This is a genomic window from Pseudomonas arabinosi (genome assembly GCF_047758675.1).
Classification (GTDB): domain Bacteria; phylum Pseudomonadota; class Gammaproteobacteria; order Pseudomonadales; family Pseudomonadaceae; genus Aquipseudomonas; species Aquipseudomonas arabinosi.
In genome coordinates this window covers 5,425,453-5,442,910 of sequence record NZ_CP180480.1, presented here as the reverse complement: position 1 = coordinate 5,442,910, position 17,458 = coordinate 5,425,453, and the positions used below count along the sequence as shown (strand labels likewise).

The 17,458-nt window shown below is 57.9% G+C and carries 12 protein-coding genes and 1 pseudogene; 5 read left to right on the top strand and 8 right to left on the bottom strand.

The genetic code is table 11. The features are described from left to right. Positions 1 to 13 precede the first annotated feature (13 nt). Together htpX and ACMXYJ_RS25255 are read right to left on the bottom strand one after the other, a co-directional pair. Positions 14 to 901, bottom strand: coding sequence for a protease HtpX (gene htpX, locus ACMXYJ_RS25260; protein ID WP_415757384.1), 888 nt, complete (start codon positions 899 to 901; stop codon positions 14 to 16). A 316-nt stretch (positions 902 to 1,217) separates the two neighbouring features. Further along, a complete protein-coding gene (locus tag ACMXYJ_RS25255) occupies positions 1,218 to 2,429 on the bottom strand; it encodes a pyridoxal phosphate-dependent aminotransferase (protein WP_415760804.1) in 1,212 nt (403 codons plus the stop codon). A gap of 226 nt (positions 2,430 to 2,655) precedes the next feature. Between ACMXYJ_RS25255 and msrB the strand changes: the two genes are divergently transcribed. From msrB to ACMXYJ_RS25240, 3 genes are all read left to right on the top strand, one after another. Then, complete coding sequence (msrB, locus tag ACMXYJ_RS25250; RefSeq protein ID WP_415757383.1) at positions 2,656 to 3,051, top strand: peptide-methionine (R)-S-oxide reductase MsrB; 396 nt, start codon at positions 2,656 to 2,658, stop codon at positions 3,049 to 3,051. Between the two features lie 160 nt (positions 3,052 to 3,211). Further along, positions 3,212 to 3,697 (top strand): glutathione peroxidase, encoded by a 486-nt coding sequence (locus ACMXYJ_RS25245; RefSeq protein ID WP_007983498.1) that lies wholly within the window; start codon positions 3,212 to 3,214, stop codon positions 3,695 to 3,697. Then, positions 3,694 to 4,155, top strand: coding sequence for a MarR family winged helix-turn-helix transcriptional regulator (locus ACMXYJ_RS25240; RefSeq protein ID WP_008145868.1), 462 nt, complete (start codon positions 3,694 to 3,696; stop codon positions 4,153 to 4,155). Before ACMXYJ_RS25245 ends, ACMXYJ_RS25240 begins: the two co-directional genes overlap by 4 nt. Here the strand turns inward: ACMXYJ_RS25240 and ACMXYJ_RS25235 are convergent. Then, positions 4,139 to 6,460 carry a hybrid sensor histidine kinase/response regulator gene (locus tag ACMXYJ_RS25235; RefSeq protein ID WP_415757382.1) on the bottom strand — a complete coding sequence of 774 codons (2,322 nt, stop codon included), beginning with the start codon at positions 6,458 to 6,460 and terminating at the stop codon, positions 4,139 to 4,141. The genes ACMXYJ_RS25240 and ACMXYJ_RS25235 overlap by 17 nt on opposite strands. Positions 6,461 to 6,626: 166 nt before the next feature. On the opposite strand from ACMXYJ_RS25235, the gene ACMXYJ_RS25230 reads away from it, so the two are divergent. Together ACMXYJ_RS25230 and ACMXYJ_RS25225 are read left to right on the top strand one after the other, a co-directional pair. Continuing rightward, the gene (locus ACMXYJ_RS25230; protein ID WP_415757381.1) at positions 6,627 to 7,517 is read left to right on the top strand and encodes an ATP-binding protein; all 891 of its coding nucleotides are present in this window, start codon (positions 6,627 to 6,629) and stop codon (positions 7,515 to 7,517) included. Continuing rightward, complete coding sequence (locus ACMXYJ_RS25225) at positions 7,514 to 7,996, top strand: GAF domain-containing protein (RefSeq protein WP_076028162.1); 483 nt, start codon at positions 7,514 to 7,516, stop codon at positions 7,994 to 7,996. The genes ACMXYJ_RS25230 and ACMXYJ_RS25225 overlap by 4 nt, the downstream gene beginning before the upstream one ends. Here ACMXYJ_RS25225 and ACMXYJ_RS25220 read toward each other — a convergent pair whose 3' ends face one another. The 5 genes and pseudogenes from ACMXYJ_RS25220 to ACMXYJ_RS25200 form a co-directional block, all read right to left on the bottom strand. Further along, positions 7,997 to 10,945: an HD domain-containing phosphohydrolase gene (locus tag ACMXYJ_RS25220; RefSeq protein ID WP_415757380.1), complete on the bottom strand. Its 2,949-nt coding sequence runs from the start codon at positions 10,943 to 10,945 to the stop codon at positions 7,997 to 7,999. It abuts the gene before it with no gap. 49 nt (positions 10,946 to 10,994) lie between these two features. Continuing rightward, positions 10,995 to 14,639 (bottom strand): annotated as a pseudogene (locus ACMXYJ_RS25215) (transporter substrate-binding domain-containing protein). Positions 14,640 to 14,647: 8 nt separating this feature from the next. Next, positions 14,648 to 15,274, bottom strand: a complete 627-nt coding sequence (locus tag ACMXYJ_RS25210) for a response regulator transcription factor (RefSeq protein ID WP_111452367.1) — start codon at positions 15,272 to 15,274, stop codon at positions 14,648 to 14,650. Positions 15,275 to 15,526: 252 nt separating this feature from the next. Beyond that, entirely contained in the window at positions 15,527 to 15,922 is a 396-nt protein-coding gene (locus ACMXYJ_RS25205; protein WP_415757379.1) for a response regulator, read from the bottom strand. Positions 15,923 to 16,105: 183 nt separating this feature from the next. Beyond that, positions 16,106 to 17,434 (bottom strand): deoxyguanosinetriphosphate triphosphohydrolase, encoded by a 1,329-nt coding sequence (locus ACMXYJ_RS25200; RefSeq protein WP_056742437.1) that lies wholly within the window; start codon positions 17,432 to 17,434, stop codon positions 16,106 to 16,108. Between the last annotated feature and the right edge of the window lie 24 nt (positions 17,435 to 17,458).

Below are 17,458 nucleotides of genomic sequence, written 5' to 3'. Positions count from 1 at the left end.
AGTGCGGAACCTATCAGCCCCGACGACGCAACGCGTCGATGCGCTCTTCCAGCGGCGGGTGGCTCATGAACATGCGTGCGAACCCCTGTTTGATGCCACCGTTGATGCCGAAAGCCGTCAGGGTGTCCGGCATGTGCACCGGCAACCCTTGTTCCGCACGCAGGCGTTGCAGGGCGCCGATCATTGCGGCGGTACCGGCCAGGCGTGCACCGGCTTCGTCTGCACGGAATTCGCGTTTACGCGAGAACCACATGACGATGGAGCTGGCCAGAATGCCCAGGACCAGTTCGGCGAAGATGGTCGCCACGTAGTAGGCGATGCCTTGGCCTTCTTCATTCTTGAAGATCACCTTGTCGACAAAGTTGCCGATGATCCGTGCGAAGAACATCACGAAGGTGTTCACCACGCCCTGGACCAATGCCAGGGTGACCATGTCGCCATTGGCTACGTGGCCGATTTCGTGGGCCAGAACGGCCTTCACTTCATCTGGCGAGAAACGCTCGAGCAGCCCTTGGCTGACCGCGACCAATGCGTCGTTCTTGTTCCAGCCGGTGGCAAAGGCGTTCGCCTCATAGGCCGGGAAAATACCGACTTCGGGCATCTTGATCCCGGCTTCCCGGGACAATTGCTCGACGGTTTGCAGCAGCCATTGCTCGTGACGTGTGCGCGGCTGGCTGATGATTTGGGTGCTGGTGCTCATCTTCGCCATCCACTTGGAGATGAACAGCGAGAACAGCGAACCGGCGAAACCAAAGACCGCACAGAAAATCAGCAGCTGATTGAGGTTGAGATCAACCCCGTTGGCCGCCATGAACCCGTTGAAGCCGAAAAGGCTCAGGGTGATGCTGGCAATCAGCACGACCGCCAGGTTAGTGGCCAAAAACAGCAGGATGCGCATCATGGTTGTAGAAATCTCCTCATGCTAAAGATGTAGCGTACTGCGGGGTATATAAGGTGCTGACCCGGGCTATTCAACCGGGTGACTATTTCAAACTGTGTCCTACGGCAACAGTCTAGCTGTTTGAAGGGCATTTCCGACGTCGATGCGGGAAGTGTTTGTCAGCCAATTAGCGTCATAAGCCCCGCCGTTGTTAGACGCGAGCTCTCAACGAGTCATCAGTCAGCGATTGAAGAAGAGATGTTCGGCAGGGCGCAAAGAAATGTTGCTGAATCAATCACCGTGCGACTTGCGCAAGCGTCGCACGGTGACAGACAGGTTACTGGCGATAGGACTTGAGGAAATTGCCGATACGTCCGATGGCCATGTCCAGCTCGTCCACGCGCGGCAGGGTCACCACTCGGAAGTGGTCCGGCCATGGCCAGTTGAAGGCGGTGCCTTGAACCACCAGCAGCTTCTCCGACAGCAGCAGGTCGAGCACGAATTTCTCGTCGTTATGGATCGGGCAGACTTTCGGGTCGATCCGTGGGAACGCATACAGCGCGCCCATTGGCTTGACGCAGCTCACGCCGGGAATGTCGTTGAGCAATTCCCAGGTGCGATTGCGCTGTTCCAGCAGTCGTCCGTTGGGCAATATCAGATCATTGATGCTCTGGTAGCCGCCGAGGGCGGTCTGGATCGCATGCTGGCTCGGCACGTTGGCACACAGGCGCATGTTGGCCAGCATGTCGATGCCTTCGATGTAGCTCTGGGCGTGGTGTTTCGGGCCTGAAATGGCGATCCAGCCGGAGCGGAAACCCGCTACGCGATAAGACTTGGACAGACCGTTGAACGTCAGGCACAGCAGGTCTGGTGCCAGGGAAGCCGTGCAGATGTGCACGGCATCGTCGTACAGAATCTTGTCGTAGATCTCGTCGGAAAAAACCACCAGGTTATGCTGGCGAGCCAGTTCCAGCATGCCCAGCAGGACTTCTTTCGAATACACCGCGCCGGTCGGGTTGTTCGGGTTGATGATCACCAGTGCTTTGGTATTCGGAGTGATCTTGGCCTTGATGTCGGCCAGATCCGGCCACCAGTTGGCCTGCTCGTCGCACAGGTAATGCACCGGGTTGCCGCCCGACAGGCTCACTGCGGCGGTCCACAGCGGGTAGTCCGGGGCCGGCACCAGCACTTCGTCGCCGTTGTTGAGCAGGGCCTGCATCGACATCACGATCAGCTCGGAAACGCCGTTGCCCAAATAGATGTCTTCAATGCCGACGCCTTCTACCTGCTTCTGCTGGTAGTACTGCATCACGGCCTTGCGGGCGCTGAACAGGCCTTTGGAATCGCTGTAGCCCTGAGCGGTTGGCAGGTTGCGGATGACGTCCTGAAGGATTTCATCCGGCGCTTCGAAACCAAAAGGCGCCGGGTTGCCGATGTTCAGCTTGAGGATGCGATGGCCTTCCTCTTCCAGGCGTTTGGCGTGCTTGAGCACTGGGCCGCGAATGTCGTAGCAGACGTTGGCGAGCTTGTTCGATTTGCTGACCTGCATGGCGATGTGTTCCCGAAAATGAACGATCCAGGCGGCGTATGAACGACCGTACTGGGAATCCTGCGTATTCACACAGGCCTGGCGCCTTGAGAGGCAGCACCCATAAATCCGTTTGAATGCGCGTGGTCTGGCTGCCAGACTGGCGTTTGACGAGGCGCAATCATACGTGCCGCCCGATCCGTGGAAAAGGTACAGATCGGGCTTTTTCAGCTGCTGAGGTGTGATGATGGAAAAGTTGGAAAAAACCCTGGAAGAATGGAAAGCAATGCTCGACCCGGAGCAGTACAACGTTTGCCGCCTCAAGGGCACCGAGCGACCGTTCTCCGGCAAATACAACGGCACCAAGACCGATGGTGTTTACCACTGCATCTGCTGCAGCGAGCCGCTGTTCGATTCCCAAACCAAATTCGACTCCGGCTGCGGCTGGCCGAGCTTCTATGCACCGATCGGTGACAGCGCCATGGTCGAGATCCGTGACGTCAGCCACGGCATGATCCGCACCGAAGTGGTCTGCGCCAAATGCGATGCGCACCTGGGCCACGTGTTCCCGGACGGCCCGCCGCCGACCGGCCTGCGTTATTGCATCAACTCGGTGTGCCTGGACCTGGTACCCCGCGAGTAATGCGAGCCCTGTGGGGGCCGAGCTTGCTCGCGATGGCAATCTCAAGAACGCCATCGCAGGCAAGCCGTGCCCCTACAAATCAGCAATCGATTTATTAAATTGCACACAATTCAATTGCTCGCTATGTTTGTCTCGTCTTCCCTCATTCAGAGTCAGAACCATGAGCGACAACCTGCTGAGCATCCCTTGCACCACCATCAAGGGTGAGCAAAAGACCCTGGCGGATTTCGCCGGCAAGGCCGTGTTGGTGGTCAACACCGCGAGCAAATGCGGCTTCACCCCGCAGTACAAAGGCCTTGAAGAGTTGTGGCAGACCTACAAGGATCAAGGTCTGGTGGTGCTGGGCTTTCCGTGCAATCAGTTCGGCAAGCAAGAGCCAGGCAACGAAGGGGCGATTTCCGAGTTCTGCGAGTTGAACTTCGGCGTCAGTTTTCCGCTGTTCAAAAAGATTGAAGTCAATGGCGCCGACGCCCATCCGCTGTTCGTTCAACTGAAAAAGCGCGCGCCGGGTGTGCTGGGTTCCCAGGGCATCAAGTGGAACTTCACCAAGTTTCTGATCGGCAAGGATGGCCAGCTGGTCAAGCGCTTCGCCCCCGCGACCAAGCCGCAGGACCTGACCCGCGAGATCGAAGCCCTGCTCAAATGAACACCTTGTCAGTCGATTCCCTGAAGCTTGACAGTCAACTGTGCTTCAAGCTGTACGCCGCTTCCCGGGCGGTGATCCGCGCTTACAAGCCGATGCTCGATCAGCTCGGCCTGACCTACCCGCAATACCTGGCGATGCTGGTGTTGTGGGAATGGCAGGAGGCAGCCCCGGAGCAGCCGACGGTCAAGGCACTGGGCGAACGCCTGGCGCTGGATTCCGGCACGCTGACGCCGTTGCTCAAGCGTCTCGAGCAACTGCAACTGGTTCAGCGTCAGCGCTCGGCGCGGGACGAGCGTGAAGTGCACTTGAGCCTGTCGCCAACCGGCAAGGCCTTGCGCGATCAGGTCGGGCCGCTCAAGGCCCGTCTGTTATGCGACAGCGGTGTGGATCTGGATCGCCTGAACGATCTGCGCGATGGCCTTGATCACCTTTTGGGGCAAATCAAAGCACTGTCGTAGTAGGGACCCACAAATCCAGCAGGGCAGCCAATTCTTCCCGGCGGAAGGGTTTTGCCAGGTAATCGCTCATGCCTGCCGCACGACAGCGTTCGCGCTCTTCGGACATGGCGTTGGCGGTCAGGGCGACGATGGGCAGCTGTGGCCAGCGTCCGCTGCGACGGATTTGCCGACTGGCCTCGTAGCCGTCCATCACCGGCATGTTGCAGTCCATCAGCACCAGATCGAATTCGCTTTGCTCCAGCTGATCCAGCGCCTCGACACCGTGACCGGCGACAATGACCTCGCAACCGAGTTTTCCGAGCATCCCCTTGGCCACCAATTGGTTGACCGGATTGTCCTCCACCAGCAGCACGCGTCCGCGTCGTTGTGGGGAGAGGCTGTCGAGTCGGGCACCGTTGATCGTGTTGAGTTCCGGCTGCAGGGTTCGCCGCAGCGTCTGGTACAGCGCGTTGCGCGCCAGAGGCCGCGCCTGTTGCTGTAACGGCGCGAGGGCGAGGGCTTCTTCGCTGGGCATGAAACTGCCATAAGCGGTGACGAGCAGAATGGGCGCTGTACACGAAGGACGCAGGCCAAACAGGCATTCGGGGCAATCGGTAATCAGTACATCCGGGTTCAGGCCCAGCAACGAGTCATCGATGGAACGCTGCTCATAGTCGAGCCCCCAGCCGGGCAACACACTGTTCAACAGTTCTGCCAGACCACTGCTGGCGGCGGTGATTGCGATGACCTTGCCCTGTAAAGAGGCCGGGGGAAGGGCGCGGGTGTGGCTGGGCAGCGGCAGATCCGCACAGAACTGGCTGCCAAAGCCTGCTTCCGAGCTGATGGTGAGGCGCCCTTGCATGGCTTCGCAGAGGTTGTAGGTCAGTGCCAGGCCCAATCCGGTCCCGCCGAATTGCCGGGTAATGCCGGCACCCGCCTGCGTGAAGGGCTGGAAGATCTTGACCTGGGCGTCCTGGGCGATACCGATGCCGGTGTCGCAGACTTCGATTCTGACGCCGTCCCCGAACGTCGACAGGCGCACATCGACGCGACCGAAACGGGTGAACTTGAGGGCGTTGGACAAGAGGTTGCTGACGATCTGTCGGACCCGGGTCGGATCCCCGAGCACCAGGGCCGGAAAGTGCGGGTCGATCTGGCAGCTCAGCTCGACACTCGGCGCGGCGTTTTGCGATAGCAGGTTCGCGGTGTCTTCGATCAGCGAACCGAGGTCGAACGGAATATGTTCGAGCTCCAGTTGGCCGGCATCGAACTTCGACAAATCGAGAATATCGTTGAGCAGTTCCACCAGTACTTTGCCCGAGTCATGGGCGATGGACAGCTGTTGCTGTTGCTCGGCATTGAGCGGGCCGTCCAGGGACAGCGCGATCATCCCCAGCAGGCCGTTGAGCGGCGTGCGGATCTCGTGGCTCATGTTGGCCAGGAACACCGAGCGTGCTTCGGCCATGTCCAGGGCGGTGCTGCGGGCGACTTCCAGTTCCTGATTGGATTGGCTGAGCCGCGAGTTGATCGCCTTGAGTTCCGCGGTGCGGGCCGAGACGATGTTTTCCAGTTGCCCGAGGTAGTCGGTCAGGCGGTTTTCGGCGTTGCGTCGCTGCTGGATTTCGGTGGCGATGTTTTCGAACTGTTGATTGGCAACCTTGACTAGTACACCGATTTCATCGTTTTCATGGTCTGTCGGACACTCCAGCGATGTCGACTCCGTGCTGCGTGGGTCGCGACTGCTGAGTTCACGGATGACCCGCACCAACGGCTTGGTCAGCATCACATAGAACAGCGCCAGCAGGATGCCGGTCAGCAGCAGGCTGCGGGCGAAGCCATTGAGCAGGGTCACCTCGGCCCGGCGCAGGAACCGGTTGCCGAATGAATAAGTGTCGACGTCCAGGCGCAGGGTGCCGAGGGATTCGGTCGGCAAGTGATCCAGGTAGAGACGGTCTTCGAACTGCCGGTTGGCGCCGAACAGGAAGTCGCTGATCAATCGATAACTGCTTTGCACGCCCGGGCGTTTGACGTTGGCCAGCACAGTATTGTTGTTGTCGGTCAATTGCGCACCGATGATCGCCGGCGAGCGCAACAGGCCCAGGGTCAGTTCCTGAGCGAGCTCGGCGTCGATGTTATAGGCGATACGGGACGCGGGGTTGTGGCTGATTTCCAGCAAAGACAGGATTTCGCGGTTGATGGAGGCGTCTTCACTGGCATAATCGATGCCTATTTGCAGCAGACTGAGCAGCGTGCCCAGAATGAAACCGACCAGCACAGTAAGCCTGGCTTGCTTGTAGGACAGCCGGTTGGTGAACTTGATATCCATGGGGTGTTGAACCACTTCCGTTTCCCTTCGCTGCTCAAGCATAGTCGATCATGAATGGATACCGATTTTCTCGCGAGCCCTTGTGCAAAGCGATGAACCGGACACCGAACGCTGTGTTTCGTCGCTGTAACGCCATCATTACTGTGAACGTGCCCGAGGAGAAGACGTGGATTCCCGATTAAATGCTTTTCTTGAACGCGCCGATGCCGTTTTGGCCCGTATCGAACCGTTGCTGCCCACCCCTCGGCAAGCGATCGACTGGAATCATTGCCTTGCCGCGCGCTGGCAGCGCGAGGGTCGTAGCGGATTTCTGTTGCCACTGGAAGTCAGCCTCGACATGCGTCTGTCCGACCTGATCGGTGTCGATCGGCAACTGGAGCAACTGGGGCGAAATACCCAACAGTTCCTCGATGGTATGCCGGCCAACCACGCGTTGCTCTGGGGCTCGCGCGGCACCGGTAAATCGTCGCTGATTCGTGCCTTGCTGGCCGAACACGCCAAGGCCGGATTGCGGCTGATCGAGATCGAACGCGATCACCTGGCGGATTTGCCGCGCGTGGTCGAGCAGATTGCCAAGCTGCCTCAGCGTTTCGTGCTGTTCTGCGACGACCTGTCGTTCGAGTCGGGCGAAGGCGATTATCGGGTGCTCAAGAGCGTGCTCGACGGCTCTCTCGAACAGGCGCCGGATAACGTTTTGCTGTACGCCACGTCCAACCGTCGCCACCTGGTGCCGGAAAAGGAAAGCGATAACGAAAACTGGAAACGCGTTGACGGTGAACTCCATCCCAGCGAGGCGGTGGAAGACAAGATTGCACTGTCGGACCGTTTCGGATTGTGGCTGTCGTTCTATCCGTTTACCCAGGAACACTTCCTCAACGTCGTCGAACACTGGATCGGTCAACTGGCCGACAAGGCGGGCCTCAAGTGGCAGCGAGATGAAGAACTGGACATCCTCGCGGTGCGCTGGGCCACGGGCCGGGGCAATCGCAACGGACGTTGCGCGTATCAATTTGCTCGCTATTGGGTCGGGCTGAAGTTGTTGGAGCACAAGGCATGATTGATTTACAGAAGAGCGGCCAGGGCCTCGAAGGCTACGGCATGCTATGGGCGCAATTGGAGTCACTGCTGGCCGACGAGCGGGATTTCATTGCCAACGCCGCGCAGTTTTCTGCGTTCCTGTTCAACCAGCTCGATGACCTGAACTGGGCCGGGTTCTACCTCAATCGCAATGAAGAACTGGTGCTTGGCCCGTTTCAAGGGCAGATCGCTTGCGTACGAATTCCGTTCGGTCGGGGCGTGTGCGGAGCGGCGGCGGCCACCTTGCAGACCCAGTTGGTCGAGGACGTGCACGCGTTCCCCGGACACATTGCTTGTGACAGCGCGTCGAACAGCGAGTTGGTCGTGCCACTGGTCAAGGACGGTCGCTTGATCGGCGTACTGGACCTCGATAGCCCGAAACTGGCGCGTTTTACCGCTGAAGATCAGGCCGGTATCGAGCAGTTGGCGGCGATTTTCCTGCGCCTGACCGACTGCTGATCATGCCCTCAAGCCTGCCTTGACCAGCAGGTTTGCCGGATCAACCGCATCGATCTGTTGGGGATCGAGGAATCGATCGGCGTACTGCATGTAGATTTGCGCGTTGATGAACAGCCCGAACAACTCAGGATCGATGTGGGCATCCCGGCACATGGTGGCCATGATGCCCAGCGCTTCGCTCAACGACTTGGCTTTCTTGTAGGGGCGATCGGCGGCGGTCAGCGCTTCGAAAATATCGGCAATCGCCATCATCCGCGCCGGCAGGCTCATTTCTTCGCGCTTCAACTGTTTGGGATATCCGGTGCCGTCCATTTTCTCGTGGTGGCCGCCGGCGATCTCCGCGACGTTGGTGAGGTGGCCGGGGAAGGGCAGGTGGCTGAGCATCAGAATCGTCTGCACCATGTGGTGATTGATGATGTAACGCTCCTCGCGGGTCAGGGTGCCTCGGGCAACGCTCAGGTTGTAGAGCTCGCCCCGGTTGTACTTGTAGGGCGGTACATCGAGCTTGAACCCCCAGGGATTGTCCTCCGGAATCAGTTCGGCTTCGGGTCGTTCGAACAGGTGCTCGGGTTTGTCCGCCAGCAATGGCTCGCTGACCGGCAGCGTCGGAGCCGGGGTTCGCGCCTGACGTCGGTTCTCTTCCCAGGAAACACCCAGTCGGTCATCCAGGGTTCGGGTCCAGGTGCGTTGGGCGATGCTGCGCAGGCGTTGCAGGTCGGACTCGGCCATCGCTTCGCCACCCAGGTTGCATCGGGCAATAAACGCGAAATCATCGTCCAGCCCTGCTAGCGTGGCGTTGCGCAGTTCGGCCAGGTGCTGCTCGTCACCACCCAGGGCCATGGCTTGCCAATAGCGGATCCAGGCATCGCGCTTGAGCACTTCGAAGCGGGTGCGGATTTCATGAATACGGTCGTTAAGGGTTTCCAGCTTCGTGGCTTTATCGACAACATATTCCGGAGTGGTGACCTTGCCGCAGTCGTGCAACCAGGCGGCGATGTGCAGCGCTTCCCATTCATCTTCGGTGGGTTGATAGCCACTGAAGGCTGGGTCCTGGCTGGCGGCGGCAGCTTGGGCGAGCATCAGGGTCAGCGCCGGCACTCGCTGGCAGTGACCGCCGGTGTAGGGGCTTTTGGCGTCAATCGCACCCGCCAGCAGTTGAATGAAGGAATCCAGCAGTTGTTTCTGTTTGGCTTGCAGACGCTGACTTTCAATACTCACGGCGGCCGCGCCGGACACGGCCTGGAGGAATGCGATGCGGTCCGGGCGGAGTTTTTCCAGATCACTCTGGTTGCCGGTATCAGCCAACAGCAGGACCAGCAGGCCCACGGTTTCGTTATGACGATTGTGCAGCCGAATGCCGATCAGATGGACGCGGGGACACTCCAGCGCATGCAACACTTTCTGCAAATCCCCGGCCTGTTCGAAACCAAGGGTGGTGACGACGTTGTCGGCATGCGACAGCTGTTGTAGCCATGCAGGGCTTTGCGGCGCCTGGAGTTCGTGTCCTCGAAGATCAAATGACGGCAATGCCCGTGAGGTGCCGTTGACGACCAGGCCATGGGGCTCCATGCGATCGCCATCACTTTCGCGCAGGTAGATCAGACCGGCCTGGGCCTGGCCGATTTTCACGGTTTCAAACAACACCCGTTCGAGTAAAGGGGCGAAGCGGGTCTCGGCGCTCAGGCTGTCGGTGATCTGGAAAAAACTTGCCAGGGTGTCTTTCATGCGCGTCATCGACACGCTCAGTTGGTCGACTTCGAGCACGGGAGAGCGACGTGAGGCTGGAAAGTTGAAGTCAAAACTGCGAACCGCATCGGCCTCCCGCACCAGCGCGCGTAGGGGTTTAACCAGAATCCGCGAGGTCAGCCAGCCCAGCGGCAGGCACAGCAACAGCGTGGCCAGGGTAATCAGCGCGCCTTGCCAGCGCATGCGGTAGGCATCGACGAGTAACTCATCTTCCGGCACCAGCAGCGCCAGTTGCAGTCTCTGGGGGCCGCCTTCCTGCATGCTGCTGCGGGCAACGATCCATTGACGACCGGCGACATTCAGGCGATTACCTGCGGGGGGATTGTTGAGCAACGCGCCAAGGTTGGGGCTCAGGTCGGCGGCTTTGATCAGGCGGGCGGTCTGATCGTCGATGATCAGTTTGCTGCTGTCGGGATACGCGATGGCATTCCCTTCAGCATCGAACAGCACGATTTCGGTACTGGGCGTCACGACATGTTTGGCCAGGGTCGCGGAGAGTTCCGCCAGGGTCAGGTCGGCGCCCATGACGGCCTGTTCGCCACTGCGCCGGGCCAGGGTGGTGCCGACGTTGTGGGTGGAGAAAAAGACGTAGGGTTCGGTAGTGATCTGTTCGTTGTCGCTGCGGGCGTTGGCATACCAGGCGCGGGTTCGCGGATCATAGGTTTCGTCGGGGTTGTCCTGGCGGCTGATGAGGGCCAGATCCTGATCGAAAAACAATGATTGGGAGCGGACCTGACCGCTGTTACCTGTTCGCTCAATGCTCCACACCTGATAAGCCGCCGTATCCGGTGCCTTGAGGAGCGTTTTCAGGTCGGGGGTTCGCAAGGGCCGAACCATGAAGAAATCACCGTTGTCATAGCCCAGATACAACGAGGCCAGGTCGGGGTTGTCCTTGAGCGACTGGCTGAAGGGTTTGAGTAGCGCCAGGCGTTGCTCCAGGTCAGGTGCCAGGGTCGCCGGGTATTCCGCCAGCAGGGTCAGCAGATGGCGAATCGGTTCATAAGTGGCGTGCAGGTCGAGACGGACGTCCTGCTCGATGCGGTTGAAGAGCTTTTCACTGCTGGAAAGAATGATCTGCGTGGTTTGCTGGTAGTTGAATAGGCCCAGCACCACGCCCGTCAGCAACAGCAGGAAAGTGAACATCACGCTGATATGGACGTGCAGGGGAAACCGCCGTTGATCCGGGCGCAGTGGGCTGGGCATTGCAGGTCTCTCCATGATGGTTAACACACTGCTCAGCGTCCAAGCATAGTTAAGGCTCTGTCATTCTGCTTTTGTCGTTTTGGCCGATCTGTTGCTGCAATGCTTGCTCCAATTCGAGCATGGCGCGCTCTATAGCCTTGCTGCAATCGGCCACGTCGTCGTGATGAAACACTTCATGGCAGGCCTTTTCCAGGGCCTCGCAGCTGTCGATCACCCGGGAAGCCTGGACGATTCGGGCGGCGCCCTTGATTTTGTGGGCGACGTCGAGAAATGGCTGAGGCTCTTTGGAGGGGGACAGCGCCAGCAGTTCCTTTCGATCCAGACGGTTGCTGTTCAACAGTTCGGTCAACAGTCGCTGGTCCAGGACCGGATCCCCGCCGGTCAACAGACGCAGTCCTTGCAGGCTGAACGCGGGATCGCGGACGATTGGCCTGATGCCTTCAAACCACTGACTCAAGGCTGTCAGGGTAAGCGGCTTGAACAGGCAGTCGTCCATCCCGGCTTGTTTGCAGCGTTGTATTTCTTCCGGTTGTGCGTTGGCGGTAAAACCCAGCACGGTGCAGGGCGGGCGGTGCGTTTGTCGTTCATGTTGGCGAATGGCGCGGGCCAGTTCGTATCCGTTCATGATCGGCATGTTGCAATCGACAATCACTAGATCGAACGGCTCGGCTTCCCATGCCTGAAATCCCGCCTGGCCATCCGGCGCGACGCTGAATCGGTGGCCCAGAAACTCCAGTTGCTGGCACATGAGCAAGCGATTGGCGGGGTGATCGTCGACCACCAGCATATTCAAGGAGGTCGTCGGGGTGTGGATTTGCGCTTCAGCAGTCTCTGGCATCTGTTCGAGTGGCAGCGTTGTCAGGTGCAACGACACCTCGACTTGAGTGCCGACACCCGGCTGGCTGCTCAATTGCAGGCTGCCGCCCATCATTTCGCACAGGCTGCGGCTGATCACCAGTCCAAGCCCCGCACCGCCTCTGGCTGACTGCCCGGAGTGATCGGCCTGAGCAAAAGGTTCGAACAACCGCCGCTGATCCTGTTCACTGATCCCTATGCCGCTGTCGTGAACCTGCAACAGCATCCGGACCCGCTCAGGCTCGGCGGCCGGCTGCAGGTCGACAATGATCCTGATTTGGCCGTGCTCCGTAAACTTGATGGCGTTGCTCACCAGGTTGGACAGCACCTGCTTGAAGCGCATCGGGTCCAACAGGACATCAAACCCCGGATTGGCAGGCCGGAATTCCAGCAGCAGCCGGAGATTTTTCTGGCGCGCCAGTCCATCGAAGACCCGCACCTCCGAGGCCACGATTTCACTTGGATTGACCCGTTCAGGACTCAGGCTCAGCCGTCCGGATTCAATCCGTGCAATGTCGAGAATGTCCCCGATCAGCTCCAGCAGGTCCTTCGCCGAGTTGTACGCCACATCGATGGCCGGGCGATCCGGGTGCTCATGATCGATGCGCTTCAGCGTCAACTCGAGCATGCCGATGACCGCATTCATCGGGGTGCGGATCTCATGGCTCATGGTCGCCAGAAATGTGGTTTTGGCACGGTTGGCTTCATCGGCGCGCTCTTTGGCATAGCGCAGATCATCGAACAGTTGCCGCCGTTCGCTGATGTCGATCCAGCCGCCAATGATGCCTTGTACTTCACCGCTCGAATCACGGTAGGGAAGAATCCAGTGGTAAATCGTCAGTCTGCGGTCGCCGATGTGCAGCGCGCGATCGAGAATCAGCGGTTTGCCCTCGGCCACGACGCGCTGGTAATCGGCCTGATATTCCCGGGCTTCGAACGCATTGCTCATGTTGGCTTCCACGACGCCTTTGCCGATGACGTCTTCACGTTTCGCACAGAAGGCTTCCAGGTAACTGTCGTTGCAGCTTTGCAGCAGTCCCTGACGATCGCGCACGTAGATGGGATGAGGCGTCCCGTTGACCAGTGAGCGCATGAATTCGAGTTGATCGTTCAATGCACGCTCGGCTGCCTGACGCTGCTTTATCTGGCGACGCATGTAAGCGTTCCAGGCAACGGAAATCAGCAGCAGCACTCCGGCACCGATAACGATTTGGTAGAACAGTCGGTGATAGTTGCGCTAGGTACTTTGCGAGGACGACGAATAGCCGCGCCAGCGGCTGTTGATGATGCCCAGTTCTTCCGGCGCAATACTCAGCAGTGCCTTGTTGAGGATGGCGTTCAGTTCTTTGGCCTCTCGGCCTGTGGCCAGGGAGAACGCGGCCTGCCGGGTGCCGATGGTGGTACTGATTTGGAGTGATTGCTCGAAGAGCCGTGATGAGATGAAGTAGTTGGCAATCACCAGTGAATTCACCGCACCTTCTGCCTTGCCCTCGGCCAGCAACTCCACGGCGCTGAACGTATCCGGGGTTTCAATCAGCTTGATCCGCGGGAACTCGTTGCGCAGGTAATCCACCAGGGGATTGCCTTGGGCAATGGCCAGGCGTTTGTCCTGCAACTGCGTAAGGCTTGTCGGGCTGTCCGCGGTTTTGCGAGTCAGCAGGACAAAGGAGTTTTGCAGATAGGGGCGGGTGAAGTTCAGCGTCGTTTCACGTTGGGCGCTGGGGAGCAGGGCGGCGATCAAGTCGGCCTTGTTGTCCCTGATCTGCTCGATCATCTCGTCATCGCTGCGGCTGCGGTGGACGTCGAAGCGCAAACCGGTGCGCAAGCTGATCAGCTCGAGCAAGTCCGCGCTAACCCCTCGAAAGTTACCATCAGTGTCGAAAAACGTCAGCGGCGCAAAAGCCTCATTGACCACCACACGCACTACCGGATGTTGTGCCAGCCAGCGTTCTTCGTTGTCGGTGAGTTGCAGTTTTTGATCGGTGAGCAGCATGTCACTGCCGGCACTCCAGCGTTTGGCGATGTTATCTCGTTCGCTGGTGGGAATGGCCATGAGCATTGCGTTGATGATCCCGAGCAGTTGCGGGTTGTCCTTGTGCACGGCAAAGCTGAAACCGTGTGCTTCGTGTTTACCGAAGTTGGCCATGCGGATGTTGTTCAGATACCCCTTGTTGATCATGTAATGGGTGGAAATGGTGTCTCCCAGAAAGACGTCAGCCTGGTCGAAGGCAACTGCATTGATCGCATTCTGGTAGGACGGAAAGGACGTGATGATTGCCCTCGGATACATTGCCTTGACCTCTTCCAGCGGCAAATAGTGATACACCATGCTCAGCCGTAGACCGGCCATGCCATCGGTCAAGGATCGGGTTTCACCTTCGCGTGTCACCAGAACCGGCTGGTCCACGGCGTAGGGGATGGAAAGTACGATGTCAGTGTTGTGAGCTTCGAATCCATTGGCGGTACCCAGCAAATCGATCTCGCCGTTTTCGAGTGCCTCGATAGCGTCCTCCCGGGATGAAAAGCGCACAACCTTGATTGGCAAACCGGTGGTTTTGCCAAGGATACCTGCGTAATCGGCGGTAAAACCTTCGTAGTCGTGGCCACTGATGGTCAGGTCGAAAGGGGGGTAGTCCGGTGCTGACGTGCCAAGGATCAGTTCCTGTTTATGCTCAATCCATCGTCGTTGTGATTTATCCAGTTGGACTTCCTGGTGTCCGGCCATCGAGCGACTCATCAGGGTGTAGTTCTCGCTGACGGTCTGCGCAGCGGCCACTGAGGTGTTCAGGCATAAACCTGCGGCCATGAGTGTCAGATAATCCTTTATACGACTGGGCATCCTGTCTCTCACACTAACGCGTTACGTTTTGCCATATCGATGAGTTCAACCAGGGATTTGGCTTTGAGTTTTTGCATGAGGCGTTTTTTATAAGTGCTGACAGTCTTGTTGCTCAGAAACATACCTTTGGCAATTTCCTTGTTGGTGCGGCCTTGGGCAAAGAGTTGCAATACCATCAATTCCCGGTCATTGACTGATTTGAACAGTTCCAGGTCGGCGAAACGCGCGTCATCACTGCGAACAGGATTCAAGGCCTGACTTGGGAAATAGTTGTAACCTGACAATACGGCTTTTATAGCGCTGACCAGTTCACTCAGGTCTTCCTGTTTGCACACATATCCTGATGCGCCGGATTGCATGCAGCGAATACCGAAAAGTGTCGGGCATTGTGCTGTTAGCACCAATGTTTTAAGGCGGGTACTCATTGCGTTGAAACGGGCGAGAACTTCCAACCCATCCAGTTTGGGAATGCTGATGTCGAGAATGACCAGGTCAGGCATGCATTCGCGAACCATCTGCATGGCGTCGACCCCATTATCAGTTTCGCCGACGACTTTGTAACCTTCATGTTCAAGTAACATTCTGACGGCAAGGCGGATGACCGGGTGATCGTCGACAATAAAAACGGAGTTCATAATCAGATCCCATACGAGCTCAAATAAAGCGCGCACCTTAGCTCAGATAATTGAGGCGACGCATGAACTGACGGACCTGTAGCGGCAATATAGGAATAGTCCTACAACTGAAAAAGAATAGGACTACGTATCAACTAGGTTTTTTATGAAGAAGGGTAAGGGTTGTTGATGGGTTGTCGAGACATTGGAAGTATTTATTTGTAAGTTGCGAATTGTGTGTTGGCTGAATTTTTAGTGCGTTTGTTATGCGTATTATTTCAATGAGGCCAAGGTCAACAAGTTTCTAAATTCGGATTGTTTCAGCGGTTTGATCAAGTAGCCTAATAATGGAAGTCCGTGTTCGTTGGCCCTTTTTTCAAGTTCGTCCAGTTCAGCGGATGTCAGACTACTTAACAGTATGGCCTGTTTAATCATCCCCCGATGGCTGGCGAATTCGACGAGATCAAGCCCGGAGAGGTCGGGCAGACATTGATCGCACAAAAGAATATCAAATGGTTGCACAGCCTTGAGCATTTGTTGCAAGGCGCCATTGGCACTGTCAGTGGCGGTCAGTTGGGTGAAACCGTAACTCTCAAGCAGGTATTGAGTCGCCCGGAGTTGGAAGGGGTGATCTTCCACCAGCAAGATGCGCAGATCGTCTTTGAACATAGGAGTATTCACGCTTCTTCTGTCGAGCTGAAGGAAGCGAGATTATTTCGCGAGGTTACCGAATAATCGATCAGTTAGCTCAGCACATGTTGTAGGGGGATTCGGCGAACGTTGAGTGCACTTGGGTTTTGAAAGGCAAATCAACCATTGCGGGCGGCGTAATGGCTGATCACCCAGGTTTCATCAGTGGCTCGAACGACCGGTCATTTCCAGCGCCATTTCGCTTGCATAGCTGTCGGTCATGCCGGCGATGAAATCAATCATCCGTAGAAACGAGGCGTGCAATGGGCCGTGAGGATCGGGCGCATTGTTACCCAACAGGTCGAGGACCCGGCGACTCTTGAAGGACGGTGTTCGACCGTTATGTTGTTCCAGTGCTGCGCCGCAAAAGGCGTTGAGCAGGATTTCCAGCGTGGTGTAAGCGCCGATTTCATGCAGGGTCTTGCGCTTGTCCTGAAAGATTTTTTTCCGCGCCATGTCCTTCGCATTCAGGACGCAACGCTTGGCAGGGCCGTGCATGTGCTCCACCAGATCACCGGGCAGCGTGCCGGCCAGCAACGCGTCCTGCTGCTCGACAAAGGCACGTGCTGCGGCGTTGGTCAGGTGTTCAATGGCTTTGCCTCGCAGGATCGCCAGTTTGCGCCGGCGCGAATCCAGTGGACCGAGCTGTCGATAGGTTTCCGGCAGATCGTCACCCACAAGGTCCAGCAACAGGGACTCGACTTCGGCGTACTCCAGCAACTCCATTTCCAGACCGTCTTCCAGATCGATCAGCGCGTAACAGATGTCATCGGCAGCTTCCATCAGATACACCAGCGGATGGCGCGCCCATCGCTGTTCCTCGAGTTGCGGCAGGCCGAGTTTATGGGCGATTTGTTCCAGAAGCGGTAATTCGCTCTGATAGCAGCCGAACTTGTGTTTCTTGTAGCCCAGTGAATCTGCGTGTTTTGCCGTCCATGGATACTTCAGATAAGTACCCAGCGTGGCGTAGGTCAGCCGGGTGCCGCCGTCGAACTGGTGATACTCCAGCTGGGTGAGCACCCGGAAGCCTTGGGCATTGCCTTCGAAATTGAGGAAGTCATTGCGTTCGACTTCGCTCATTGCATCCAGCCAGCCACGGCCGGCGGCTTGCTGAAACCAGTGGCGAATCGCGTCTTCGCCGGAATGGCCGAAGGGCGGATTGCCGATGTCATGGGCCAGGCAAGCCGATTGCACCACCATGCCCAGGTCGCTGGGCTCGCACCAGTCAGGCAGGGCGCTGCGGATGGTTTCGCCGACGCGCATGCCCAGCGAACGGCCGACGCAGCTGACTTCCAGCGAGTGGGTCAGGCGCGTGTGGATATGATCGTTGCTGGTGACCGGATGGACTTGGGTCTTACGCCCGAGGCGGCGGAACGCGCCCGAGAAAATGATCCGGTCGTGGTCTTTGTGGAAAGGACTGCGGCCGAGTTCTTCCGGGCTGTGCAGAGGCTTTCCGAGGCGTTCGCGGGTAAGCAGGGTTTGCCAATCCAAGGCGGGTTCTCTCCGTCAGGTGTT